Source organism: Pseudomonas sp. Sample_24, assembly GCF_004307605.1.
Taxonomy (GTDB): domain Bacteria; phylum Pseudomonadota; class Gammaproteobacteria; order Pseudomonadales; family Pseudomonadaceae; genus Aquipseudomonas.
The window spans coordinates 66,103-90,871 of sequence record NZ_RCNW01000159.1; the positions used below are offsets into that span (position 1 = coordinate 66,103).

22 protein-coding genes and 1 tRNA gene are annotated in these 24,769 nt (G+C 57.9%); 13 read left to right on the forward strand and 10 right to left on the reverse strand.

The features are described 5' to 3' along the window. The first annotated feature begins 43 nt into the window (after positions 1 to 43). Genes D8V06_RS07995 through D8V06_RS08005 form a run of 3 tightly spaced genes read left to right on the forward strand, consistent with a single transcriptional unit; the run spans position 44 to position 2,438 of the window. Positions 44 to 1,072, forward strand: coding sequence for an acyl-CoA dehydrogenase (locus D8V06_RS07995; protein WP_130930760.1), 1,029 nt, complete (start codon positions 44 to 46; stop codon positions 1,070 to 1,072). Further along, the gene (locus D8V06_RS08000; RefSeq protein WP_241667791.1) at positions 1,069 to 1,842 is read left to right on the forward strand and encodes a PIG-L family deacetylase; all 774 of its coding nucleotides are present in this window, start codon (positions 1,069 to 1,071) and stop codon (positions 1,840 to 1,842) included. Before D8V06_RS07995 ends, D8V06_RS08000 begins: the two co-directional genes overlap by 4 nt. Further along, entirely contained in the window at positions 1,839 to 2,438 is a 600-nt protein-coding gene (locus D8V06_RS08005) for an SAM-dependent methyltransferase (protein ID WP_130930762.1), read from the forward strand. The genes D8V06_RS08000 and D8V06_RS08005 overlap by 4 nt, the downstream gene beginning before the upstream one ends. Here the strand turns inward: D8V06_RS08005 and D8V06_RS08010 are convergent, their stop codons facing one another. The 6 genes from D8V06_RS08010 to D8V06_RS08035 form a co-directional block, all read right to left on the reverse strand. Beyond that, positions 2,439 to 3,089, reverse strand: coding sequence for a glycosyltransferase family A protein (locus D8V06_RS08010; RefSeq protein WP_130906754.1), 651 nt, complete (start codon positions 3,087 to 3,089; stop codon positions 2,439 to 2,441). Between the two features lie 131 nt (positions 3,090 to 3,220). After that, entirely contained in the window at positions 3,221 to 3,691 is a 471-nt protein-coding gene (locus D8V06_RS08015) for an Lrp/AsnC family transcriptional regulator (RefSeq protein ID WP_056856897.1), read from the reverse strand. Positions 3,692 to 3,711: 20 nt separating this feature from the next. Beyond that, entirely contained in the window at positions 3,712 to 5,019 is a 1,308-nt protein-coding gene (locus D8V06_RS08020) for an FAD-binding oxidoreductase (protein ID WP_130930763.1), read from the reverse strand. Positions 5,020 to 5,110: 91 nt separating this feature from the next. Then, entirely contained in the window at positions 5,111 to 5,950 is an 840-nt protein-coding gene (locus D8V06_RS08025; protein ID WP_130906756.1) for a transporter substrate-binding domain-containing protein, read from the reverse strand. Positions 5,951 to 6,010: 60 nt separating this feature from the next. Next, positions 6,011 to 6,781, reverse strand: coding sequence for an amino acid ABC transporter ATP-binding protein (locus tag D8V06_RS08030; RefSeq protein ID WP_130905707.1), 771 nt, complete (start codon positions 6,779 to 6,781; stop codon positions 6,011 to 6,013). Positions 6,782 to 6,796: 15 nt separating this feature from the next. Continuing rightward, complete coding sequence (locus D8V06_RS08035) at positions 6,797 to 7,762, reverse strand: amino acid ABC transporter permease (protein ID WP_056856526.1); 966 nt, start codon at positions 7,760 to 7,762, stop codon at positions 6,797 to 6,799. Positions 7,763 to 8,090: 328 nt separating this feature from the next. Here D8V06_RS08035 and D8V06_RS08040 point away from each other — a divergent pair, with 328 nt between their 5' ends. The 5 genes from D8V06_RS08040 to D8V06_RS08065 all read left to right on the forward strand — a co-directional run bounded on the left by D8V06_RS08040 (position 8,091) and on the right by D8V06_RS08065 (position 16,081). Further along, complete coding sequence (locus D8V06_RS08040) at positions 8,091 to 9,188, forward strand: carboxynorspermidine decarboxylase (protein ID WP_056856525.1); 1,098 nt, start codon at positions 8,091 to 8,093, stop codon at positions 9,186 to 9,188. A gap of 30 nt (positions 9,189 to 9,218) precedes the next feature. Continuing rightward, the gene (locus D8V06_RS08045) at positions 9,219 to 10,454 is read left to right on the forward strand and encodes a saccharopine dehydrogenase family protein (protein ID WP_056856524.1); all 1,236 of its coding nucleotides are present in this window, start codon (positions 9,219 to 9,221) and stop codon (positions 10,452 to 10,454) included. Positions 10,455 to 10,699: 245 nt separating this feature from the next. Next, entirely contained in the window at positions 10,700 to 12,178 is a 1,479-nt protein-coding gene (locus tag D8V06_RS08050) for a DUF1254 domain-containing protein (RefSeq protein WP_130930792.1), read from the forward strand. A gap of 652 nt (positions 12,179 to 12,830) precedes the next feature. Continuing rightward, positions 12,831 to 14,957: a TonB-dependent receptor gene (locus D8V06_RS08055; protein WP_130930764.1), complete on the forward strand. Its 2,127-nt coding sequence runs from the start codon at positions 12,831 to 12,833 to the stop codon at positions 14,955 to 14,957. 668 nt (positions 14,958 to 15,625) lie between these two features. Next, entirely contained in the window at positions 15,626 to 16,081 is a 456-nt protein-coding gene (locus tag D8V06_RS08065; RefSeq protein WP_056856522.1) for an Hsp20 family protein, read from the forward strand. An 83-nt stretch (positions 16,082 to 16,164) separates the two neighbouring features. On the opposite strand, the gene D8V06_RS08070 is transcribed toward D8V06_RS08065, so the two are convergent. Next, entirely contained in the window at positions 16,165 to 16,605 is a 441-nt protein-coding gene (locus D8V06_RS08070; protein ID WP_056856521.1) for a TspO/MBR family protein, read from the reverse strand. A 185-nt stretch (positions 16,606 to 16,790) separates the two neighbouring features. Beyond that, positions 16,791 to 16,878 (reverse strand) — tRNA-Ser (locus D8V06_RS08075). 123 nt (positions 16,879 to 17,001) lie between these two features. Here D8V06_RS08075 and D8V06_RS08080 point away from each other — a divergent pair. Next, entirely contained in the window at positions 17,002 to 17,673 is a 672-nt protein-coding gene (locus D8V06_RS08080; protein WP_008006561.1) for a Bax inhibitor-1/YccA family protein, read from the forward strand. Between the two features lie 65 nt (positions 17,674 to 17,738). Here D8V06_RS08080 and D8V06_RS08085 read toward each other — a convergent pair whose 3' ends face one another. Beyond that, a complete protein-coding gene (locus D8V06_RS08085; RefSeq protein WP_056854444.1) occupies positions 17,739 to 18,176 on the reverse strand; it encodes an Lrp/AsnC family transcriptional regulator in 438 nt (145 codons plus the stop codon). Positions 18,177 to 18,311: 135 nt separating this feature from the next. On the opposite strand from D8V06_RS08085, the gene D8V06_RS08090 reads away from it, so the two are divergent. After that, a complete protein-coding gene (locus tag D8V06_RS08090; RefSeq protein ID WP_130905704.1) occupies positions 18,312 to 19,205 on the forward strand; it encodes a DMT family transporter in 894 nt (297 codons plus the stop codon). 126 nt (positions 19,206 to 19,331) lie between these two features. On the opposite strand, the gene D8V06_RS08095 is transcribed toward D8V06_RS08090, so the two are convergent. Then, on the reverse strand, positions 19,332 to 20,957 hold the full coding sequence (locus D8V06_RS08095) for an NADP-dependent glyceraldehyde-3-phosphate dehydrogenase (RefSeq protein WP_130930765.1): 1,626 nt from the start codon (positions 20,955 to 20,957) through the stop codon (positions 19,332 to 19,334). Between the two features lie 255 nt (positions 20,958 to 21,212). On the opposite strand from D8V06_RS08095, the gene D8V06_RS08100 reads away from it, so the two are divergent. The 3 genes from D8V06_RS08100 (at position 21,213) to D8V06_RS08110 (ending at position 24,748) form a co-directional block, all read left to right on the forward strand. Then, the gene (locus D8V06_RS08100; RefSeq protein WP_130906760.1) at positions 21,213 to 22,100 is read left to right on the forward strand and encodes a Dyp-type peroxidase; all 888 of its coding nucleotides are present in this window, start codon (positions 21,213 to 21,215) and stop codon (positions 22,098 to 22,100) included. A gap of 153 nt (positions 22,101 to 22,253) precedes the next feature. Then, complete coding sequence (locus tag D8V06_RS08105) at positions 22,254 to 23,021, forward strand: GntR family transcriptional regulator (protein WP_130905702.1); 768 nt, start codon at positions 22,254 to 22,256, stop codon at positions 23,019 to 23,021. Beyond that, positions 23,018 to 24,748, forward strand: coding sequence for a fumarate reductase/succinate dehydrogenase flavoprotein subunit (locus D8V06_RS08110; protein ID WP_130905701.1), 1,731 nt, complete (start codon positions 23,018 to 23,020; stop codon positions 24,746 to 24,748). The genes D8V06_RS08105 and D8V06_RS08110 overlap by 4 nt, the downstream gene beginning before the upstream one ends. Positions 24,749 to 24,769 lie beyond the last annotated feature (21 nt).

The following is a 24,769-nucleotide window of genomic DNA, read 5'->3' on the forward strand; positions in this document are numbered from 1 at the left end:
CACAAGCACCTGCCTATTGAGTCACTACCTGGGAACGTCGGTCATGAACAACGCCGCACACTTCGAAAACCTGTTGGCCAGATTCGCCGCCCGGCCCGTGAACGCTGATGCGCAAAGTGCGCTGCAAAAGTTGATGCAGGAATTCATCGGTAGCGGATTCGCCTCCTTGCCTATGCCCGGCCAAGGCCGGACGCTGGAACGATGGCGGACGCTGGCGGCCGTGTCCGCCAGCGATCTGGCGCTGGCCAAGTTGTACGAAGGACATACCGATGCACTGGCGATCATGACAGAGCTTGACCCCGACGAACCCATCGCCAGCGGCATCTGGGGCACCTGGGCTGCCGAGCCGCACTTTGCCCGGGTCAACATCATGGATCGCCAGCGAGACCAAGTGTATTTGCACGGGCGTAAAGCCTGGTGTTCCGGTGCGCAAATGCTTGATTGGGCATTACTGACGACCTGGGATGAGCAGCATCGACCACAACTGGTCGCCGTGGATTTGCGGCAATCGACGATCAGCATTGAGGCCGATGCCTGGCAGGCGGTTGGCATGAGCAATACGGCCAGCGTCGATGTGGCGTTCAAGGGTGCCTTGGGCCGATGTGTCGGCATGCCCGGCCAGTATGTGGATCGACCGGGTTTCTGGCAGGGCGGGGGAGGGATCGCCGCCTGTTGGTACGGCGCGGCGTGTGCGCTTGCCGGTTACCTTCGTGAACACTGTCGCCAGCCCTGGCACGACGCACATGCCGCCGCACACCTGGGCGCTGTCGATGCGGCGCTGTGCAGTGCTTCGGCCTGCTTGAAAGATACGGCGATGTGGATCGATGCCAACCCCGGGCAATCGGCGCAGCTGCCTGTCCGGCGATTACGTGCCCAGGTGGAACTGACGGTCAGTCTGGTGCTTGAACATGTAGGGCGTGCACTGGGTGCCACACCGTTTTGTCGCAACCCGCACTTTGCCAGGCTCGCGGCCGACCTGCCGGTGTTCGTCCGACAAAGCCATGCGCAGAAAGACCTCGCGGCGCTTGGTGAACTGGTCGCTGCGAAACCGGCTGATGGGTGGCTGTTGTGAGGGGTGAAGCGGCCGCTCAGGCAGAAAACCTCATTCGGGGCAGGGGGACCACGCTGGCTGAGTGGCAGGCCTGCCCGTTGCTGGCTCAGGTGCAGACCATCACCTATCAACAACTGATCCCCGAGGGGCGGCGTGTGGTTGTAGTGGCTCCACACCCTGACGACGAAATCCTTGGCTGCGCAGGCATTTTGGCCGGCATGAAAGGCAGAGAGGCCGATGTGGTGATGGTTGCAGTCACCGATGGCGAAGCCAGTCACCCCGGTTCGCGGCAATGGACTGCCTCTCGATTGCGTCAACAGCGCCCGCTGGAAAGTCAGCACGCCCTCGAGCGATTGGGGCTCGACACCAAAGCATTGAACTGGCAACGATTGGGGCTGCCGGATAGCGCGGTGGCGGGGCGGGAGGGGCCGTTGGTCGAACGGCTGCTGACGCTGATTGAACCTGGCGATCAGGTGGTGACTACCTGGCAGTCGGACGGGCACTGCGATCATGAAGCGACCGGCAGGGCCGTGGCGTTCGCAACATCACAGCGCCAAGCCTGTTTGATCGAGGTGCCGGTCTGGGCGTGGCACTGGGCACGGCCACAGGATCCGAGAATTCCCTGGGCGCGTGCTCGCAAGTTGATGCTTGATGCGCAGCTCGTGGAGAAAAAACGCCAGGCGATCAACGCCCACGTTTCTCAAGTCAGTACCGAAGGCCGGTCCTCGGCAGTCCTTGATCAAGAAACCATTGAGCGACTTTTGCAGCCCTTTGAACTGGTGTTTCTATGAGCGTTTCGCCTGACTACTTTCAGCAACTGTTCAACGCCAGTGATGACCCCTGGTCGTTCCGCACCCGCTGGTACGAAAAACGCAAACGCGAACTGATGCTGGCGAGTCTGCCGCGCCAGCGTTATCAGCGCGTTTACGAGCCCGCCTGCGCCAACGGGGAATTCAGTGCGCTGCTGGCCGAGCGCAGTGAATCGCTGCTGTGCCAGGACATCATCGACAAGGCGGTGACGCTTGCCCGTCGTCGGCTCAGTCACTTGCCCCATGTCCGGGTCGAGCAGGCACGCATTCCCGAAGACTGGCCCGACGGTACGTTTGACCTGATCGTCTTGAGTGAAGTCGGCTACTTTCTCGATACCAGGGCCTGGCGTCAGGTGATCGAGCGCACGTTGCTCAGTCTCGATGCGCAGGGCGGGGTGCTGGCGTGTCATTGGCTGCATCCGTTTGAGGGATGCTCACAGGACGGCCGAGACGTCCATGCAGCGCTTGCGCAAAATCTGCAGCTGCATCGTCTGGTGCGTCATGAGGAAGCTGATTTTTTACTGGAATACTGGAGCCGCAACCCCGCCTCGATTGATCTCGCCGAAACCTGCGAATAATTACAGGGCCAACGACTTCAGATAGTCGCCAAAGCCTTCACGACAACGACAGTTTTTCCGTGCGCTGGTGGTTACCCGGTTGCTGGCTGTCCACATGATGTTTGCACCGCTGCGCTCAAGATCTGAGACCAGTTGCACATCTTCGTGTGCGGCCAGGGCCTGGAATCCGCCAGCTCTGCGATAAGCCGCCGAGGAAACACCAAGGTTCGCCCCGTGTATATGCCGGTGGCCGTCCATGGTGTGGTAGTTGGCGTGGTAGCGTTCGCGCACTCGGCTTGGGTGTTCGGACCAGTCGCTGACCTCAACCAGGCCACACACGGCATCCGCGTTGAACCTGATCTGGTCAGCCAGCCAGGCTTTGGGCACTACCGTATCGGCATCGGTGAACGCCAGCCAGCGTGCGTCAACTCCCAGCAAGTGTTCTGCGCCGTGTGCCCGCGTTTTTCCGACATTACGGTGGGTGCAGGACAAAGTCATCACGTCATACGACCGGGCGATGTGCAGTGATGTGTCCGTGCAGTCATCCAGAACGATCAGGATCTTTACTTCTTCATCATCAAGGCCCCGATGCAACGCCGCCTCCAGCAATGACTCGATGCATTGGTTCAAGTGCCGCTCTTCATTGTGCACCGGGACAATGACTCCAATCATTTGAAGACCTCCATACGCCAGCGCTCATTATCTGGCTATTGGATGTCGACCGATGCGCATGACGTTTGGTTGCAATGAACGTATGAAGGCGTGTTGTATTAGCTGCCCGCAAGCCAGCTATCGACAGCGCTCTACACCGTCAATTTCCGGCTGAACTTGGTTTCCATCACGATATGCGAGGCGGTGTGCGCAACCCCTTTGATCATGTTGATCCGGGTGAGCTCGGCGTTGAGTTCGCTCAGGGTCGGCGTGGCGATATGAATGATGAAGTCGGACTCGCCCGACACTGCATACACGGCCTGCACCGAATCCATCTTGCGCAGTGAGGTCATGACATCGGTATAGCTCTTGTTGGTGCAGGAGGTCATGGTGAAACAGTTGATGGTCTGCTGGAGCCTGTTCTGGTCGATGCGCACGCTGTAGCCAGTGATCACGCCGGCCTTTTCCAGACGGCTGATGCGCTCCTGGACAGAAGAGCGAGAGACCTCGAGTTTGCGTGCCAACGAAGCGGTGGGCTCGCGGGCATTGGCCTGCAGCAGGCCCAGCAATTGCCGGTCCTTTTCAGTCAGGTTGAACAGTGGACCGCCGTGCTGCACATCCATGAACGTGATCTCGCTCGGATTCAATGTTTATGAGTCGCCCTGCGTTGAGAGCGTGACTCCTGGAACATATCCATTATCTTCAGGCCTGCATATACCGTCTGCGCCGCTGCCGGGCCGAGCGGGCCGCCGTTCCACTCCAGCCCATAGGCATCGAACAAGCGGTAGCGATCGGTCTCGCCGCAAATGGCTTCTGCAATGACGCGGCCGCCGATAGGGGCGGTGTTCATACCATGGCCACCAAATGATGTACATGCCCATAGCCCTTTCCCGAGCGGGCCGATGTGCGGCATTTTGTGCCTTGCATAGCCCATCAGCCCGGACCACGCTTTTTCGATCTTGATGCCGCGCAATTGCGGGTACACGTCAAGAATGTCGTCGGTCAGCAACTGCCCCAGGCGCTTTTCATCCTGCAGGTTCCGGGTGGTGATACGCCCCCCCCAGAGCAGGCGGTCACCCTCGACGATTCGATAATAGTCCGAGGCCCGGCGATTATCGCCCACGGCATCGGTGGTGCTTACCGAATCGGCCAGGCGCTCGCCCAAATGTTCGGTCAGCACCGCGTAGGTGGCGATCGGCAGAAAGGCGCGGCGCAGCTTGCCGAACTCAGGACCACCGTAACCGCCACAGCAATACACCACGTTGGCGCAATCGACGGTGCCCTTGTCGGTGACGACTCGATGCCGTCCATTGCGGCTCTCGACCCGGACCATGGGCGAGTGTTCATGAATCTTGCCGCCGTGGCCTTCGATGAGTTGGGCAAGACCCAGGCAGTAGTTCAACGGATGAAAGTGAAACCCGTGGTTATCGCGCAGGGCTTGGAAATATCGTTCGGTCTTCAACTTTTCACGTACGGCCTGGCGGTCGAGGTAGTCGAGGTGGAAGTCAAAATCCGTGTCCATTTTGTCGCGCAGGCGCTTGAGGTTATCGCCATCCTCGTAACGCACCACACTCAGTTTTCCTGGTGTTGGTGCGCAGCCGGGCAGGTGGTGGCGGGCGATCATCTCGCGGACCGTGTCGACACCTTCGAGGGAAAGTTTGAACAACGCAGCGGCTGTCGATTTTCCACAGCGTCGCTCGATGGATGACAAGCCTTCGGACCAGCCCTGAAGGACGAAGCCGCCGTTACGCCCCGATGCCCCCCAGGCAACACGACCGGCCTCGATCAGCACGACGGACTGCCCCCGCGATATCAGTTCCCAGGCAGTACTCAGCCCCGCCAGACCTGCGCCGATGATGCAGACATCGGCCTGGACGTTGGCCGACAGCGCCGCGCGCTGAGTCGTAGCGTTCATGGTGGCGGTGTAGTAGTTGTTGTTATAGGTGTGCATGGGGTCGGTTGTCCTTTTTCGCGGCGCAGACATGCAGCGCGCCGCGTCGAGGACGGGCGCCTGCAGTACTTCGGCTTATTGCCTGTGGAATTTATTGCACTTTGGTGAGATCGGCGCCGTACCATTTTTCAGACAGTTGCTTGAGCGTGCCATCGGCTTTCATGTCTGCAACGGTCTTGGTCAGTACGCTGTTGAATGCTTCATCGCCTTTATCCACGGCGATGGCCAACGGTTCGTAGTAAGCGGGTTTGCCTTCCACTCTGACGATGGGATAGCCATTTTTGACGGCAGCGACAACGGTAGGAAGCGCGGACAGGGTGGCGTTGATTCTGACCCCGTTGCCCATGCGCAGGTCATCGAGTGGGCCCATGCTGTCGCCATAGGTTTTCACCTCGCCAGCGGTGACATCGTAGGTGAAGGCCGGCACATCGGCGGCGTCGATCTTGAGCCGATGATTGATGTAGTCCTCCGAAGTCGTGCCGGCTTCGACGCCGATAACCTTATCGTTCAAATCCGCCGCTTTCGTTCCGGCCGCATCCTTGTGCACTGCGAATACATAGGGCGTGTAGTAATAGATTGCGGGGAAGTCGAGGACTCGGGAACGCTCGGTGGTGGGCGTCATCGAACCGACCGACAAGTCCCAGCGATTCGACCAGCGTCCTGCGGTGATGATCCCGTATTCGGGGGTCACGAAATCGATCTTGCTTCCCAGCCGTCGACCGATTTCAGTGGCGACATCGATATCGAAACCTTGCAGTTTATTGTCCGGTCCCAGGAACGACTGCGGTGGCCAGTTTGCCGCGGTGGCCACTTTGATCACCTTGGTTTCATGGATGCGATCGAGGGTCGAGCCTGCCCAGGCGGCGCCTGCGCTGAGCGTAACGGCGGTAGTGACAGCGGCGGCGGTGAACAAGCGTGTAATCGAGATCATGTAAGCCTCCAGGTAGCTTGAGTGCGTTTCTTGTTGTTTTTGTCGGTACGACGATGCTTCTCAGTGGCTGAGAATCTGTGAGAGAAATTCCCGGGTGCGTTCGTGCTGCGGGTTCTCAAAAAACTCGGTGGGTTTGGCTTGCTCGAGGATGCAGCCCTGATCCATGAAGATGACTCGGTCGGCAACCCGTCGGGCAAAGCCCATTTCGTGGGTGACGCACACCATCGTGATGCCGTCGTGGGCCAGTTCACCCATCACATCCAGCACTTCCTTGACCATTTCCGGGTCCAGCGCGGAGGTGGGTTCGTCGAACAACATGATGCGTGGTCGCATGCAAAGGGCGCGGGCGATGGCAACGCGTTGCTGCTGACCGCCCGAGAGTTGGCCGGGGTATTTGTCCGCCTGGTTGCCGATCCGCACCCGATCAAGGTATTCGCAAGCCAGTTCGCGCGCCTCGGACTGACTGAGTTTGCTCACCAGACGCGGTCCGAGCATGAGGTTCTCCAGCACCGTCATGTGCGGGAACAGATTGAATTGCTGGAAGACCATGCCGACCTGGCGCCGGATGTTCGCCACACAGGCGGCATTGCGGGTCAACTCGACGCCGTCGATGAACACCTGGCCTTTCTGGAAGTCTTCGAGCAGGTTCAGGCAGCGAATCAATGTCGACTTGCCGGAACCAGACGGTCCGCACACGACCACGATCTCGCCGCTGGCAATGTGCAGGTCGATGCCCTTGAGCACATGAAAATCGCCATACCATTTATGCATCTCGTGAATCGATACAGCGGGATACGGGGCAATGACGGCTGAAGCTGACGGCTGATTCATCCTGATGCTCCTGATTCAGCGGTGGGCGCGATTGAAGTGCTTTTCCAGGCGGGCCTGGACGGTTTCCAGCACGATCGAAAGCAGCCAGTAGAGCACTGCTGCGGTGATGAGCATTTCCAGGTGACGGAACTCGGCGCGGCCCTGGGTTCGTGCCAGGAACATCAGCTCCCAGACGCCGATCACCGAGACCAGCGAACTGTCCTTGAGCATCGAGATGAACTGGTTGCCGGTCGGCGGGATGATCAGGCGCATGGACTGCGGGAGAATCACCCGGGTCATCGTTTGAAACGGGTTCAGGCCAATCGCCCGGGAGGCTTCCCACTGTCCCCGCGAGATACTGCTGATACCCGCGCGGAAGATCTCCGTCATATAGGCGCCATAGCACAGCGAGAGCGCCAGAATCCCTGCCGGGACGGCACCCACCACATAACCAAGCTGTGGAATGCCCAGATAAATGAGGTAGATCTGGATCAGCAGCGGAACGCCGCGGAAAAACGAGGTGTAGAAACTCGCGATGGCGATGGCGAAGCCGTTGGAAGACAAGCGGGCTGTAGCGCCCAACAATGCCAGGACAAAAGCAATGGCAATGGAAATCGCCGACACGTAGACCGTGGTGAATACCCCTTGGGTAATCATGAAACCCACTTTGGTGGCGATGAAACTGTAGGAAAGATTGAAGGTATCGAAGAATAAAAGGAACAGCACCAGCAGTTCGCACCAGACCGTAATGATCTGCGCCCGCAACGGAAACCGGCCAAGGATGAACAGATTCAGTACAACGGTGAGGGTGAAGGTGCCGCCCACCGCGATGTCTCGCGCCAGAGGTGCTTGCAAGTCGAGGACGATCGGCCCCATCAAATTGGACAGCCGGCTTTCACCGACGCCGCAGACCAGCGTGATAATGAAGATGACCGCTGCGACTGCGCCCATGAATAGCGCGCTGTCAGTCATGCGGGCCTTGACGATATGGTCCTTGTACATGGCTTACGTACCTCAGGGTGAGTCCCTTTATTGTTGTAAGCCAATTATGGGTGTGCGAAATGCCGGGCGGGACCCTGCAAAATGCTGGAGTTATCGGTATTTACTGGCATATCAGCGGGTGTCACCCCTACATCTGACGGAAACCAACGACAGTTACAGCGGGCCAGGGACCAGGCCGGTCAACACCAGGGGACTGTCAATTTCAGCGGCGAGAGTGCGCCATGAACCTCGTTCACCGAATGACCGTTTGCTCACTGCTCTTTCGATATGCGGCCAGTGAAGGCACAATGCGCATCCTTTTTTGGCTGGCCTTGCCGGAGGCCTCGAAATGATCAAGACACCGTACTACCTCATCGATAAACAAAAGCTTCTGCTCAACATGCAGAAGATTGCCTACGTGCGCGAGCATTCCGGGGCCAAGGCCTTGCTGGCACTCAAGTGTTTTGCCACCTGGTCGGTGTTCGACCTGATGCAGCAATACATGGACGGCACCACGTCTTCGTCGCTGTACGAGCTCAAGCTCGGTCGCGACAAGTTCGTCGGTGAAACCCACGCCTACAGCGTGGCCTGGGCCGATGATGAGATCGAGGAGATGCTCGATAACTGCGACAAGATCATCTTCAACTCGATCAGCCAGCTGCAGCGCTTTGCCGAACGCTCGCAAGGCAAGACCCGCGGCCTGCGGGTCAACCCGCAAGTGAGCAGCTCCGATTACCTGCTGGCCGATCCCGCGCGTCCGTTCAGCCGTCTGGGCGAGTGGGACCCGGTGAAGATCGAAGGCGTGATCGAGCAGATCTCCGGCTTCATGTTCCACAACAACTGCGAGAACGGCGACTTCGGCCTGTTCGACCAGATGCTCGGCACTATCGAAGAGCGCTTCGGTCCGCTGTTGCACAAGGTCAGCTGGGTCAGCCTGGGTGGTGGCATTCATTTCACCGGCGAAGGCTATGCGCTGGATGCATTCTGCGCGCGGCTCAAGGCCTTTTCGCAAAAGTACGGCGTGCAGGTCTACCTGGAGCCGGGCGAAGCGGCGATCACCAACAGTGCTTCGCTGGAAGTGACCGTGCTCGACACCCTGTACAACGGCAAGCACCTGGCGGTGGTGGACAGTTCCATCGAAGCTCACCTGCTCGACCTGCTGATCTATCGCCTCAACGCCAAACTGGCACCGAGCGAGGGTGATCACACCTACATGGTGTGCGGCAAGTCCTGCCTGGCCGGCGACATCTTTGGCGAGTACCAGTTCGAGCGTCCGCTGGCCATCGGCGATCGACTGTCGTTCATCGATACCGCGGGTTACACCATGGTCAAGAAAAACTGGTTCAACGGCCTGAAAATGCCGTCCATCGTAGTGAAACAACTCGACGGTACAGTCGAAGTGGTTCGCGAATTTGGTTATGAAGACTACCTGTCCAGCCTTTCGTAAAGCGGACAATTTGAAGGAGAGCTCAAGCAATTGAAAAAGAACGTTCTTATCATTGGTGCAGGAGGTGTCGCCAAGGTGGTGGCCCACAAGTGCGCGCAGCACAACGATGAACTCGGTCGTATTGCTATCGCGTCGCGCAACATCTCCAAATGCCAGGCCATCATCGAAAGCGTCAAGGCCAAGGGCAGTCTCAAAGTGCCCGCCGAAATCCAGGCCTTCGCGCTGAACGCCATGGATGTGGAAGCGACCAAGACGCTGATCCGCGAAACCGGATCACAGATTGTCATCAACGTCGGTTCTTCCTTCCTCAACATGTCGGTGCTGCGTGCCTGCATCGATACCGGCGTGGCTTACCTCGACACCGCCATTCACGAAGAACCGGGCAAAATCTGCGAGACGCCGCCGTGGTATGGCAACTACGAGTGGAACCACCTCGAAGAATGCCAAGAGAAGAACATCACCGCCATTCTCGGCGTGGGGTTCGACCCGGGTGTGGTCAACGCCTATGCAGCGCTGGCGCAACAACAGTATTTCGACCGCATTGATTCGATCGACATCCTCGACGTCAATGCCGGCTCCCATGGCAAATATTTCGCCACCAATTTCGATCCGGAAATCAATTTCCGCGAATTTACCGGGCAGGTGTGGAGCTGGCAGAACAGCCAGTGGACCAGCAACACCATGTTCGAAGTCAAGCGCACCGACGACCTGCCGGTCGTAGGGTCGCAGAACCTGTACCTGACCGGTCACGATGAAGTGCACTCTCTGTCGAAGAACCTCGACGTGCCGAACGTGCGTTTCTGGATGAGCTTCGGCGAGCACTACATCAACGTGTTCACCGTCCTCAGGAACCTCGGCCTGCTGTCCGAGCAACCGGTCAAGACCGCCGAAGGCCTGGAAGTCGTGCCGCTGAAAGTGGTCAAGGCCGTGCTGCCTGACCCGAGTTCGCTGGCGCCGGGCTACACCGGCAAGACCTGCATCGGTGACCTGGTCAAGGGCACCAAGGATGGCCAGCCGCGCGAAGTGTTCATCTACAACGTCGCCGACCACGAGGAAGCCTTCGCAGAAACCGACAGCCAAGGCATTTCCTACACCGCTGGCGTGCCGCCTGTCGCTGCAGCCCTGTTGGTCGCCCGCGGCGAGTGGGACGTGCAGCGCATGGCCAACGTCGAAGAGCTGCCGGCTGAGCCGTTCCTCAAGGCGCTGGATGTAATGGGCTTGCCGACCCGCATCAAGGACGAAAAGGGTGACCGTCCCTGGAACTGAAACGCCAGAGACTCCCTGAACACAGGTGAGTCTGGTCTTTGGTTCCCTACAAAAAACGCCGCTCTTTGAGCGGCGTTTTTGTGTGTGGCAATCCCATGCTCAGGTTCACTGCCCGACGCCTGATAGCAGGAGGCTGCTAAATGACCTACGCTCAAACGCGGCAGTAAACCGGCGGGTGTCTCTACATTTGCGTATCTGATCAAGACATCCAGGGCAAAGTTGATGTTGGTCGGGAGCGACGAATGATGAAATCGGAATATTCAACCCGCATGAAATGGATCGCCATCGCTGCCGCTTCGGTGGCTTTTTTAGCGGGCTGTTCCAGCAAGAATGATCCTGTGACCCAGGCCGAGACCGCCGATGCAGCCAAGGGCATTGCGGCACCCAGCCTGGCCGAAACGAAAGCCATTGCCGAAGAAGCCTTCATCTATGGGCTGCCCATCGTGATGAACCACGCGGTGATGTATGAGTACGCCGTGGACAAAAGCAGTCCGCAGTTCAAGGCTCCTTTCAACCAGATCAAGAGTGAACCCCGGGTCTTCACTTACCAGGACACGGCTATTGTCACCCCCAACAGTGATACCCCTTATTCGTTCCTCTGGATGGATTTGCGCGCCGAGCCCATGGTGCTGACGGTACCGGCGGTGGAGACGAAGCGTTATTACTCGGTTCAACTGATTGATGGCAATACTTATAACTACGGTTACATCGGTAGCCGAACCACGGGTAACGGTGCGGGTAACTACATGGTTGTCGGACCTGACTGGAAGGGCACCACCCCGCCAGGCATCAACAAAGTCTTCTATTCGACTACGCCCTTCACGTTGGCGGGCTACCGGACCCAGCTGTTCAACCCCAAGGACATGCCGAATGTGGTCAAGGTGCAGTCGGGCTATAAAGTCCAGCCGCTGTCGGCATTTTTGAAACAGCCGGCACCGCCTGCATCACCCGTCATCAATTTCACTTCAATCAGCACGACAGGGATCAAAGAGAACTTCTTTGAGTATCTTGATACCGCGTTGCAGTACGTGCCGGTAACGCCGGAAGACAAGGGCATCCGGACTCGAATCGCGCGAATCGGCATCGGTCCGGGCAAAAGTTTTGAGTTCAAGGAGCTTTCGCTCGAGCACAAGGCCGCAGTCCTGCTCGGCATGAAGGAGGGCAACGAAAAGGTCGACAAGTGGTTGGCCGGCGGACTCAAGAATGTCAACGGCTGGGGCATTGGCTCGTACTTTGGCGATCGCCATTTTTATAACGGCGACTGGTTGAAGCGGGCAGGCGCCGCCAAGGGGGGCATCTACGGGAACGATTCAGTGGAAGCCACTTATCCCATTACGCGCACAACCATGACCGGCGAGCCACTGGACGGCAGCAAACATGACTACAAGCTCACGTTCCCGGCGGGGCAACTGCCGCCAGTGAATGCCTTTTGGTCGGTGACGATGTATGACGGTAAAACACAGCTGTTGATCAAAAACCCGATCGACCGTTATCTGTTGAACTCGCCGATGCTGCCCGGCATGAAAAAGAATGCCGATGGGTCGCTGACGCTCTATATCCAGAAAAACTCGCCCGGCAAGGCGCTCGAAAGCAACTGGCTGCCAGCGCCCAACGGTCCGATTTATCTGGTGATGCGCCTCTATTGGCCTAAAGAAACACCGCCTTCAGTCCTGCCGGCGGGTGAAGGCAGCTGGAAACCGGCGGGTGTCGTGGTATCGAAATAAAACCTGGCTGCATGCATGTACACCGTTAGCAAACTGTGGCGAGGATTTGTCGGATCGCCGCACCGTCCCGCTGGAGTGCGCAGCAGCCCCTTTTAGGGCCGCTTCGCGCCGGAGCGGGAGCTAGCTCCCTCGCCACAAGTTCAGTGTTTGTCCCTGAGTGAACAACATTACGGTATTTGCCGGGGCGTTGTTTTTCGGCCATTGCGAGATTATTGGGATGCGGATCGAATCGCAAAAAAGCGCAAGACACAAAGCCTGAATGTCCGGCGCTTCACGAGATGGAATGTCTACCAAGCGCAGCTAGACAAGACCGACAAACGACAGGATCACCAAGACGATCACAACTGCGCCAACGATGTAGATGATGTTGTTCATGAAGATGACCTCTCAATCTCAGCGGGATGGGCGAACTCAATGTGTCTATAAGGAATGACACTTTGCTTTCCCGTTCCGTTCCACAAACCTCGACCCACTTTGCAAGTACGTAGTGTGACGGCAGGTCATCCGCAAGCTCTGAAAACCCTGGTCAGACAGCACCAAACAAAGATATAAATGCGAATACGTATCAAACGCTAAAAAATTGATATACCATGCGCCGCAATTTGTTGGCACGTATGCCACCCCATTTGGCTGGTTTATCAAGGCTCCTTAAATGCGTCGTACCCTGGTTTCTATCTGCATGCTACAGGCGTTTTCCGCTTCCTCTTGGGCGGAACAAGCGACTACCCATCAGCCCGGTCTGGAGTTGCAAGCGACCGACATCGTTGGCAGCGCTGACTTTGAAACGGCGTTGGGGCCGGTGGATGGATACCGTGCGACGCGCTCGGCCAGTGCCACGCGCACCGACACGTCGATCCACGAGACACCGCAGTCGATCACCGTGGTGTCCAAGGATGTGGTAGAGGACATCAGTGCCACTCGTTTGCAGGACGCGCTCGACTACGCCGGCGGAGTGGGGCGAGCCAACAATTTCGGCGGCCAGGGCCTGACCACGTTCACGGTGCGTGGATTCACCACCGGCGAGTTCTATCGCAACGGATTTCCCATCAACCGTGGTTACCCGAACATGCCCGATGCCAACACCATCGAGCGGCTCGAAGTGCTGCGAGGGCCGGCGACCATGCTCTATGGTCGAGGCGATCCCGGTGGCACTTTCAACGTCATTTCCAAGCAACCTCTGGCCGTGCCCATGGTCACGCTGGGTAGCCAACTCGATGACCAGGGAATGCAGCGTGGCACGCTGGATGCCTCCGGCCCGCTGGATGAAGAAGGCCGCCTGGCCTATCGCCTGAATGTGGTGGGTGAGGGCGGTGATACCTTTCGTGATCATGTTGAAACCGAGCGCTACGGCGTGACGCCGGTGCTGAGCTGGCAGGTCACCGATGAGACCAAGGTGATCTTCGAAGGCGATTTCATGCGCAACAATCATCCGCTTGATCGTGGCCTGACGCGATATCCCAACCAGGTCGGCACCGCGTCTCGCGACACTTTTTTCGGCGAAAAAGACGTTGGCAAATTGCACAACGACAACAACATGGCGCAACTGCGGTTCGAGCATCTGTTGAGTGACAACTGGACGTTGGGAGGCGGGTTCCAATGGCTTGATGGCACGTTGCAGGGGAATGCCGTCGAGGCCAACGGCGTCGCCGCAGACGGTCGCACACTGGGCCGCAACTTCAATTACCGCAAGCTGGAGTGGACCGACAAGGACAGCCAACTCAACCTCACCGGCCACTTCACCGCCGGCGGTTTCGATCACACCTTGCTGACCGGGGTCGAGTACGAGGACTACGACTACACGTCGATCATTCAGCGCTCCAGCGGGGCGGTGAGTGCCTACCCGATCGACATCTTCGATCCGGTGTATGGTCAGCCTCGCCCAGCCCTGACCCGAACACCGACGGATGACAAGGAAAACCTCAAGACCTACGCCGCTTTCGTTCAGGATCAGGTGGCCTTGACCGAGCGATTGAAACTGTTGGCCGGCGCGCGTTTCGAGCGCTTCGAGCATGACTACCAAACGTTTGTCCCGGGCGGCAGGAGCTGGGAGGCCAGCGACAATGCAGTCACCCCGCGCCTGGGTTTCACCTATGATCTGACCGAGACCGTGGCGCTGTACGCCAACACGGCGCGTTCGTTCAAGCCCAACACCGGAGCCAGTCGCCAGGGCGGAGGGTTTGATCCGGAAAAGGGCAAGTCCTATGAACTTGGGATCAAGTGGGATGCGCTGGACAGCCAATTGAGCGTCGAGGCGGCGATCTACCAGATTGAAAAGCGCAATGTGCTCACCACCGATCCGCTGGACTCGACGTTCAGCGTGGCGGCAGGCGAGGTGCGCAGCCGTGGGTTCGACCTCAACGTGGCCGGTAACCTGACTCCGCAATGGCGGATGATTGGCGGTTATGCCTATGTCGATGCCGAGGTGACCAAGGACAACGTCATCAAGTCCGGCACCCGACTGATGAACATTCCGCAGAATAGCTTCAGCCTGCTCAACGTCTACGAGTTTCAGGATGGCGCACTCAAGGGCCTGGGGCTGGGCACTGGTCTGAAGTACGTCGATGAGCGCGCAGGGCAGACAGCCAACACGGCTTTCACGATGGGCAGCTATACCGTCGTCGACCTGCTCAGCTATTACAAAATCAATGAAAAGGTCAGGCTCAACCTGGATGTGAAGAACCTGACGGATGAAGACTATGAGGAAGGGGCGTTCGGCAACGTTTACGCCTATCCGGGAGCCCCAAGAACGGTACAGGTCGGTATTTCATATACGTTGTAATCGAGTTGTGTTTGAGCGCAATGCTGTTTTCTCAAGGACAAACACCCGTGGCGAGGGAGCTTGTCGGATCGCCGCACCGTCCCGCTGGGGCGCGAAGCGGCCCTAAAAGGAAGTGCTGCGCAGCCCCGCGGGACGGTGCGGCGATCCGACAAGCTCCCTCGTCACAGGATGCCAACGCATTACCTCCATCGAGGGCCTTTTTGCACTCTCTGGAGGGTGACTAGCGTATTTTTTTGAAAGGTTGGCGATGGGGTCGGTTGATTGCAAACAGGGCGCCACCCAGCAACAGCGCCGCGCCTGCCGCAACCAGCAAAGGCGCGTGACGAGAGGGTGAACGCCAGCCGCCTTCGACGCGACAGCGGTGAACCGTCGTAGCACATGGGTTCTCATGAAAAAGGCTTTACGTGTACCTCATGCTCTGTGGCCAGTTTCTACGGCGGGATTGCTTTGCTGACTTGCATTCAAGGCGTACGAAGTAGTCCAGTGAAATGCGTTTTCAGCAAAGCGCAACAGTTAGAAGATCGCATTTTTTTGCATTGTTTCTTGAGAACAAAAAATTATTTTTGAACCTCTTGAATCGTATTTCCGGCATCGCTATATATTTTTTACGCGGTGCCGAAACCGGGCCGCGTCATAAATCACTTGGAGAAAACTCAGGAGATTTAGCTATGGCTACTACTTTTTCGTTGGCCCCACTGTTTCGTCAGTCGGTAGGCTTTGATCGTTTCAACGACCTTTTTGAATCCGCGCTTCGCAGCGAGGCGGCATCGACTACCTATCCTCCACACAACGTCGAAAAGCATGGTGACGATCATTATCGAATCGTCATAGCGGCGGCGGGTCTGACGGAGGAGGATTTTGAGATACAAGTCGAGAAGGAGGTTTTGACCATCGCTGGCGGCAAGCGAGAAAGCGATAAGGAAGCGATTTACCTTCATCAGGGAATCGCGCAGCGTGCATTTCGACTGTCCTTCCGTTTGGCGGATCACATAGAGGTCAAAAGTGCATCGTTGTCTAATGGGCTATTGAGTATTGATCTGTTGCGAGTTGTGCCGGAAGAGGCCAAGCCTAAGCGCATCAACATAGATGGTTCGGGTAACGCGGATATGAAACAACTCAATTGATAGCCAAGAACAAGGCGCTCTTCGGAGCGCCTTTTTTTATCTACCCAGATTGAGCCTCCTCGTCGAGGCGGTTTGATGGGGCATCAGCGATTCTTGATCAAAATCGAAAAATTCAACGCGGCCGCGACGCACAGCCATGCCAGATACGGAAACAGGATCAACCCCGTAATTACATCGAGCTGCAGCGCCAACACCACCATCGCCGCCACTACCAACCATAGCACCAGCAGAATCACCATCGCCGCCAACACCTGATGCGCGCCAAAGAAAACCGGCGTCCACAGTGTGTTCAATGCAATCTGTGCCGCCCACAACGCCAGGACTGTCTGGCTGCCCGGGATCAGGCTCAAGCGGTAACCGGCCCAGGCCAGCAACAGGTAAATAGTTGTCCAGGCCAGCGGGAACGCCCAGTTGGGCGGGGTGAAGCCAGGTTTGTTCAGCGCTTCGTACCATGCACCCGGCTTGAACATGACGCCGGTGCTTGCTGCTGCTGCGCAGGCCAGAAGAAAAATGAAAAATGTCATTGCCAGTCCTTGGCTGAAGCCAGCCGATGGGAAGTTATAAGAAAAGGACGCCTGGTGATGCGAAAAGTTTGGATGGGCGATGAAATTTAAGGACTGGTCGATGGGCTGAAGTATGGGCCGATGGATTTTGCCAAACCCCAGAAACGACAAAGCCCTGAATAATCAGGGCTTTGTCACTACAAATATGGCGGAGGCGATGGGATTCGAACTCATGGACCTGTTACAGTCGACGGTTTTCAAGACCGTTGCCTTAAACCACTCGGCCACACCTCCGTTTGCGTTGCGGGCGCCATAATACCTGAATGAAACACACTGTCAAACTCTCTGCATAGCTTGTTACAGGGCGTCTGTTATGATCTTTGCGACTGAACGTTTCAAACCAACAGGAGTGTCGCCATGCGCGAACAGGATTACGCAGTTAATAACAGCGTGCAGGCTGAGCAGCTAGAGGTTAGCCGCGTCCTGCGCAACACATACGGCTTGCTCGCCCTGACCCTCGCTTTCAGCGGTGTAATGGCTTTCGTTGCCCAGCAGATGCGTGTTGGCTACCCGAACATCTTCGTGGTGCTGATCGGCTTCTACGGTCTTTTCTTCCTTACCAACAAACTTCGTGATTCCGCGTGGGGCCTGGTGTCGGCATTTGCCTTGACCGGTTTCATGGGTTTCCTGCTCGGCCCGATCCTCAACCGTTACCTTGGCATGCAGGGCGGTGCTGAAGTCGTCAGCTCGGCCTTCGCGATGACGGCACTGGTGTTCGGCGGCTTGTCGGCCTACGTACTGATCACTCGCAAGGACATGAGCTTCCTCGGCGGTTTCATCACTGCAGGCTTCTTCGTGCTGCTGGGTGCGACGCTGGCGAGCTTCTTCTTCCAGATCAGCGGCCTGCAACTGGCGATCAGCGCAGGTTTTGTGCTGTTCTCCTCGGTCTGCATTTTGTTCCAGACCAGCGCCATCATCCATGGCGGCGAGCGCAACTACATCATGGCGACCATCAGCCTGTATGTATCGATCTACAACCTGTTCGTCAGCTTGTTGCAGCTGTTCGGCATCATGAGCCGCGATGACTAAAAGTCGGCACTAACGAAAAACCCGCTTCGGCGGGTTTTTTATTGTCTGCGATTGGGTGAAATGACCTACGCCATCGGCGGCAAACGGCGTTTTACCGGGGTTTTCTTGACGATGGCGGTGTTGGTTTCTGCGTGGGTATTGAGTCGGTCGAGCAGGGTATCCAATTGCTCCATCGAACGGACGTGCAGGCGGGCGATGAAGCAGTCGTCACCGGTGACTTTATCGCATTCGGTGAACTCGGGGATGGCCATGATCTGCCGTTCCACTTCATGCAACTGGCCCGGCAGCGGGCGAATGCGCACGATGGCCTGGAGTTGATAGCCGAAGCATTTCGGGTCGATTTCCACGGTGTAGCCCTTGAGCACACCTCGTTCTTCCAGACGACGCAGGCGCTCGGCAACGCTGGGCGAGGACAGCCCGCTGATTTGCGCCAACGCCTTGAGCGAACGTCGTGAGTCTTCCATCAAAGCCGTGATCAGCACCTGGTCGATGTCATCGGTCATGGCGAAACCTCTATTAGGCAGTTTTACAAGATCGCCTTCGCATTAAAGGCAGATTTGGATTTTAGCCTTCTTTTTGCGCTGGAGAAGCGCTTCGGCTGATCGGCATAATTTGCCCATCAACACAGGAGTCTAATGATGGACAACTCAATACGTCGCGGCTCATTTGAAATGACCGCTGCCATGCTCATCTCCGGCACCATTGGCTGGTTTGTGCTGGTTTCAGGGCAACCGGTACTGGATGTGGTGTTCTGGCGCTGCCTGTTTGGTGCCGGGACCTTGCTGCTGATTTGCGCGGCATTCGGCTTCCTGCGCCCCGGCATTTTGACTCGTACCACTTTCCTGTTGGCCGTGCTCAGTGGTGTGGCGATTGTCGGCAACTGGGTGTTGTTGTTTGCCTCCTATTCCCGTGCTTCGATTGCCATCGGCACAGCGGTCTATAACGTTCAGCCGTTCATGTTGGTGGGGCTTGCCGCGATTTTTCTCAACGAGAAGATCACCTTGCAAAAGCTTGCATGGCTGGGCGTGTCGTTCCTCGGGATGTTGGCGATTGTCAGCGCCCATGGAGGGCAGGGCGAGAGTGGCAACGAATACCTGCTGGGCATTGCGCTGGCACTGGGTGCGGCATTTCTTTACGCGATTGCCGCATTGATCATCAAACGCCTGACGGGCACGCCACCGCATCTGATTGCCCTGATTCAAGTGAGTACCGGTGTACTGCTACTTGCGCCGTTTGCGCACTTTTCGGCCATGCCGCAGACAACGAGCGCGTGGTCCAGCCTGGTGACGTTGGGTATTGTGCACACGGGTGTGATGTACGTGCTGTTGTACGGCGCTATTCAGAAACTGCCGACCGCATTGACTGGCGCGTTGTCATTCATCTATCCGATCGCGGCGATCTTCGTCGACTGGTTTGCCTTCGGTCATCGCCTGGAGTTGCTGCAATGGGTCGGGGTTGCCGCGATTCTGCTGGCGGCTGCGGGTATGCAGCAGGGTTGGAGCCTGAAAATTCGTCGGGCCGTTACGCCGTAACGAGAGCTCAGATGTCCAGCGCGGTGCGGTCTTCGCCAGTCGCTGGTGCACTGCGTCAAGGCGCAGCGGCTTTATGCCGATGTTGCCTTGGTGTTGCATCAGCGCTGGCAGTAAGACTCAGCCTACTTAGAAGATGTAGTCGGTGGTCAAAAAGCTCGAACTGCGACCACTGATGATCTCGCTGATCAGGTCTTTGTTGGTCTCCTGGAATTTGGTGGCCACCAGTGTGCGGATCGAAAACACCCGCAAAGCGTCATGTACCGACAAGGTGCCTTCGGCGGAGTTCTTGCGCCCGTTGAACGGGTAAGTGTCCGGGCCGCGCTGGCACTGGGCATTGAGGTTGATGCGCCCGACCTGGTTGGCAAAGGTGTCTACCAAACGGCCAACGGCCACCGGGTTGGTGCCGAAGATACTCAACTGTTGGCCAAAGTCCGATTCCAGGACGTAATCGATCACGGTATCCAGATGTCGATAGGGCACGATGGGTACGACCGGGCCGAACTGTTCTTCCTGGTAAACGCGCATCTGCGGTGTCACCGGGTACAGCACGGCGGGGTAGAAAAAAGACGCCCGGGCTGCGCCACCATTGGGGTTGACCACCTTAGCGCCTTTGTTGACGGCGTCGGCCACCAGCGAATGCAGATAGTCGACCTTGCCTGACTCCGGTAAAGGCGTCAGGGCTACACCGCTTTCCCAAGGCATGCCGGGTTTGAGGGTGGCGAGTTTGGCGTTGAATTTCTCGATAAAAGCATCGACCACATCCTCGTGGACAAACAGGATTTTCAACGCGGTGCAGCGCTGGCCGTTGAACGACAGGGAGCCGGTAACTGCTTCGTTGACCGCGTTGTCCAGGTCCACTTCCGGCAGGACGATGCCGGGGTTCTTTGCATCCAGCCCCAGTGCCGCACGCAAGCGGTGGGGTTTTGGATGGAGTTTTTTCAGGTCGCTGGCGGCTTTGTTGGTACCGATGAAGGCGAAGATATCTATCTTGCCGCTGGCCATCAGCGCACTGACGGTTTCCCGACCGCTGCCATAGATCACGTTGATCACCCCGGCGGGGAAGCTGTCGCGAAAGGCTTCGAGCAACGGGCGAATCAATAGCACGCCGAGTTTCGCCGGTTTGAACACCACGGTATTACCCATGATCAGCGCCGGAATCAACGTGGTGAAGGTTTCGTTCAACGGATAGTTGTAAGGCCCCATGCACAATGCCACGCCCAGCGGGACGCGGCGGATCTGGCCGAGGGTGTCCTGTTCCAGCTCGAAGCGGCTGGAGCGGCGGTCGAGTTCCTTGAGTGCGTTGATCGTGTCGACGATGTAGTCGCAGGTGCGGTCGAACTCTTTTTCCGAGTCCTTGAGATTCTTGCCGATTTCCCACATCAGCAATTTGACCACGGCGTCGCGTTGCTCCCGCATCCGCGCAAGAAAGCCTTCAACGTGCTGGATGCGTTCGGCCACCCGCATCGTCGGCCACAGGCCCTGGCCGCGATCATAGGCACGGACGGCGGCGTCCAGAGCGGTCAAAGCGGTGTCGGCGTCCAACAGTGGCGTGCTGCCGAGGATCACTTGTTCGTCGCCATTGGCCGCGCTCAGGTACACCGGGCTGCGGACCTGGGCGAGGGCACCGGGCCAGGTTTTCAGGACACCGTCGACCAGGTATTCGCGCTGCTCGGTCGGACCGTCGAGACGGTATTTTTCCGGGATGCTGCCGGCCTCGGGAAACAGGTTGCCGAGGAGATCTGCTGTGCTCATGTCGCTACCCCGTGTGAGATGTCAGCCAATGCTGATGGCTTGCCGTTCGGAAATCGCTGCAAAGGTTATACGCCTTAATGAGCTGGTTTTTTAAGACAATCGAGCGCTGATGGGCAGAATAGAGGGGCTGGGATCGGGTTCTTGTGCCTCAAGCGTAGACCGCTTTGGCCGGATCTAGAAATGCAACTTTTGACCTCGGAGCACACAACGGCCGGTGCTGCGGTTAAACTTCGCGATCTTTATCAAGGAGTTCATATGAGTCATTACCAGCCGGGCATTCTCGCCACCCCCGTTCCACCTCTCGCCCGTCATATGTTCTTCGCCCTGGAATCCGCCGCACAATTGCCGGCGGCGCTGGATAAGCTGCTGCAACTGGTGGATGGCAAATCGGCAGTGGTGGGTTTTGGTGAGTCGCTGGTCAAGGCGCTGAATGGCCACATCCAGGGCCTGCGAGCGTTTCCTGCGTTGACCGGTGTCGGTGTCGACAACCCGTCGACGCAGCAGGCGCTGTGGTGCTGGCTGCACGGTACTGACCGTGGCGAATTGCTCAATCGCAGCAACGCCTTTGAAGCCGCGCTGGCACCAGCTCTGCGTCTGGTGCAGGTGACTGAAGGCTTTCGTCACCGTGACGGCCATGACCTGACCGGCTACGAAGACGGCACGGAAAACCCTCGCGACGAGGCCGCTGCGGCTGCCGCATTGGTAAACGACGGCCCTGAAGGGACGGTGGGCGGCAGTTTCGCCGCGATCCAGCAATGGCAGCATGACCTCAAGCGTTTTCACGCAATGGCGTCCCATGAAACGGACGACATCATGGGTCGCCGCTTGAGCGATAACGAAGAGCTCGATGACGCGCCGATCTCTGCCCACGTCAAACGCACCGCTCAGGAAAGCTTCGCCCCCGAAGCGTTCGTGGTCCGTCGCTCGATGCCATGGATTGAAGATGAACGTGCTGGCCTGATGTTCCTTGCCTTCGGTTTTTCCCTCGACGCTTTCGAAGTTCAATTGCGTCGCATGAGCGGCCTGGAAGACGGCATTACTGATGGTCTGTACCGCATCAGCCGACCGATCACCGGGGGCTACTACTGGTGCCCGCCAATGCAAGACGGCCGACTGGACTTGCGTGCCCTGCACATCGGCTGATCCTCGCAGGGCATGATCGACGTGGTGCGCTGGGACAGGGCGCCACAATGCCCTGCGCCAGTGCACTTCTAACCTTATGCGTAAACAGTATTTCTCAAGAGGAACGGCGACTCTCTAAGATCATGTCATAACTCGTTATAACAAGTGATCTTGATGACCGATAACGTTCTATCTCTCAGCCCTCTTTCCAACAGCAGTATTCCGCTGCACACCCAACTGCGTGACGTACTGCGCGCCCGCATTCTTGACGGTGAATACCCGCAAGACAGCCAGATGCCGTCGGAAAGCGAACTCGGCACGCTGTTCAAAGTCAGCCGAATTACCGTGCGCCAGGCCCTCGGTGATCTGCAGAAGGAAGGGTTGATCTTCAAGATCCACGGCAAGGGCACCTTCGTTGCCAAGCCGAAAACCTTCCAGAACGTCAGCACTCTGCAAGGCCTGGCCGAGTCCATGACCGGTCGCGGCTACGAGGTGATCAACCGCCTGCGCAGCTTCAAGTTCATCGCCGCCGATAAATTGGTGGCTGAGCGATTGCAGGTCGCCGAAGGCGAGACCGTGGCGCAGATCAAGCGCGTTCGGCTGATCAACCGTGAGCCGATTTCGCTGGAAATCACCTACTTGCCCAAAGCCATCGGTGAGCGCCTGGAGAAGGCGGATCTGGTGACCCGCGACATTTTCCTGATCCTCGAAAACGACTGCGGCGTGGCCCTCGGGCACGCCGACCTGGCGATCGATGCGGTGCTGGCCGACAGCGACTTGACCCAGGCGCTGAACGTCGAACCTGGCTCGCCGATCATGCGCATCGAGCGCCTGACCCACGATGCCCAGGGGCGCCCCGTGGACTTTGAACACCTTTATTACCGTGGCGATGCGTTCCAGTACCGCCTGCGGATCGACCGGCAAAAAGGGGAGCAGGCATGAGTCGCAAGACCCTCGAACAGGAATACGACATCGTCGTCATCGGCGGCGGCACCGCCGGCCCAATGGCGGCGATCAAGGCCAAGGAACGCAACCGTGATCTGCGGGTATTGTTGGTCGACAAGGCCAACGTCAAGCGTAGCGGCGCGATCAGCATGGGCATGGATGGTCTGAACAACGCGATCATTCCCGGCCACTCGACAGCGGAGCAGTACACCAAGGAAATCACCATTGCCAACGATGGCATCGTCAACCAGGCGGCGGTGTACGCCTACGCCACCCACAGCTTCGAAACCATCGAGCAACTGGACCGCTGGGGGGTGAAGTTCGAGAAAGACGAAACCGGCGACTATGCGGTGAAAAAAGTCCATCACATGGGCGCCTACGTGTTGCCGATGCCGGAAGGTCATGACATCAAAAAGGTCCTGTATCGCCAGTTGAAACGGGCGCGGGTGAGCATCACCAATCGCCTGGTGTGCACCCGGTTGCTCAAGGACGAAGAGGGCGCGGTCAACGGCGTGATGGGGTTTGATTGCCGCACCGCTGATTTTCATGTGATCAAGGCCAAGGCGGTGATCCTCGCCTGCGGTGCCGCCGGGCGCCTGGGATTGCCGTCCTCGGGCTACCTGATGGGCACCTACGAAAACCCGACCAATGCCGGCGACGGCTACTCGATGGCCTACCACGCCGGGGCTGAACTGGCGAACCTGGAGTGCTTCCAGATCAACCCGCTGATCAAGGATTACAACGGCCCGGCCTGCGCCTACGTCACCGGTCCGCTGGGGGGCTACACCGCCAACAACAAGGGCGAACGCTTTATCGAGTGCGACTACTGGAGCGGGCAGATGATGTGGGAGTTCCACCAGGAGCTCGAAAGCGGCAATGGGCCGGTGTTCCTCAAACTCGATCACCTGGCCGAGGAAACCATCCAGAACATCGAAGAGATCCTGCACAGCAACGAGCGCCCGAGTCGTGGACAGTTCCACGCCAATCGCGGCACCGACTACCGCACGCAGATGGTCGAAATGCACATTTCCGAGATCGGCTTCTGCAGTGGGCATTCGGCGTCCGGGGTGTGGGTCAACGAAAAGGCCGAGACGTCGGTCAAGGGCTTGTACTCGGCCGGTGACATGGCCGCCGTGCCGCACAATTACATGCTCGGCGCGTTCACCTACGGCTGGTTTGCCGGCAACAACGCGGCGGATTTCGTCGCTGATCGCGAGTTCTCTGTGCTGGATGCCCGGCAGATCGAAAGCGAAAAACAACGGGTCTACGCGCCGTTGGATCGTGAGCATGGACTGCCACCGGCTCAGGTCGAGTACAAGCTGCGGCGCTTCGTCAACGATTACCTGCAGCCGCCGAAAGTGACCAAGAAGATGCAGATCGGCTTGCAACGCTTCAGCGATATCCAGCGCGACCTCGACCAGATCAAGGCCCACAACGCCCACGAACTGATGCGCGCCATGGAAGTCAGCATGATCCGCGACTGCGCGGAAATGGCTGCAAGGGCTTCGCTGTTTCGTGCCGAAAGTCGCTGGGGGCTTTACCACTATCGGGTCGATCACCCGCAGCGCAACGACAGCGACTGGTTTTGCCATTGCCACTTGAAAAAGGGCGATGACGGTCGGATGACCAGTTTCAAGAAAGCCGTCGAGCCTTACATCATCCCGCTGGGTGCCGAAGAAATGCAGGCCTACGACCGGTTGCGGGTCGGTGCCGATGCGGCGTGACGCCGTCCCTATGAGAGAGTT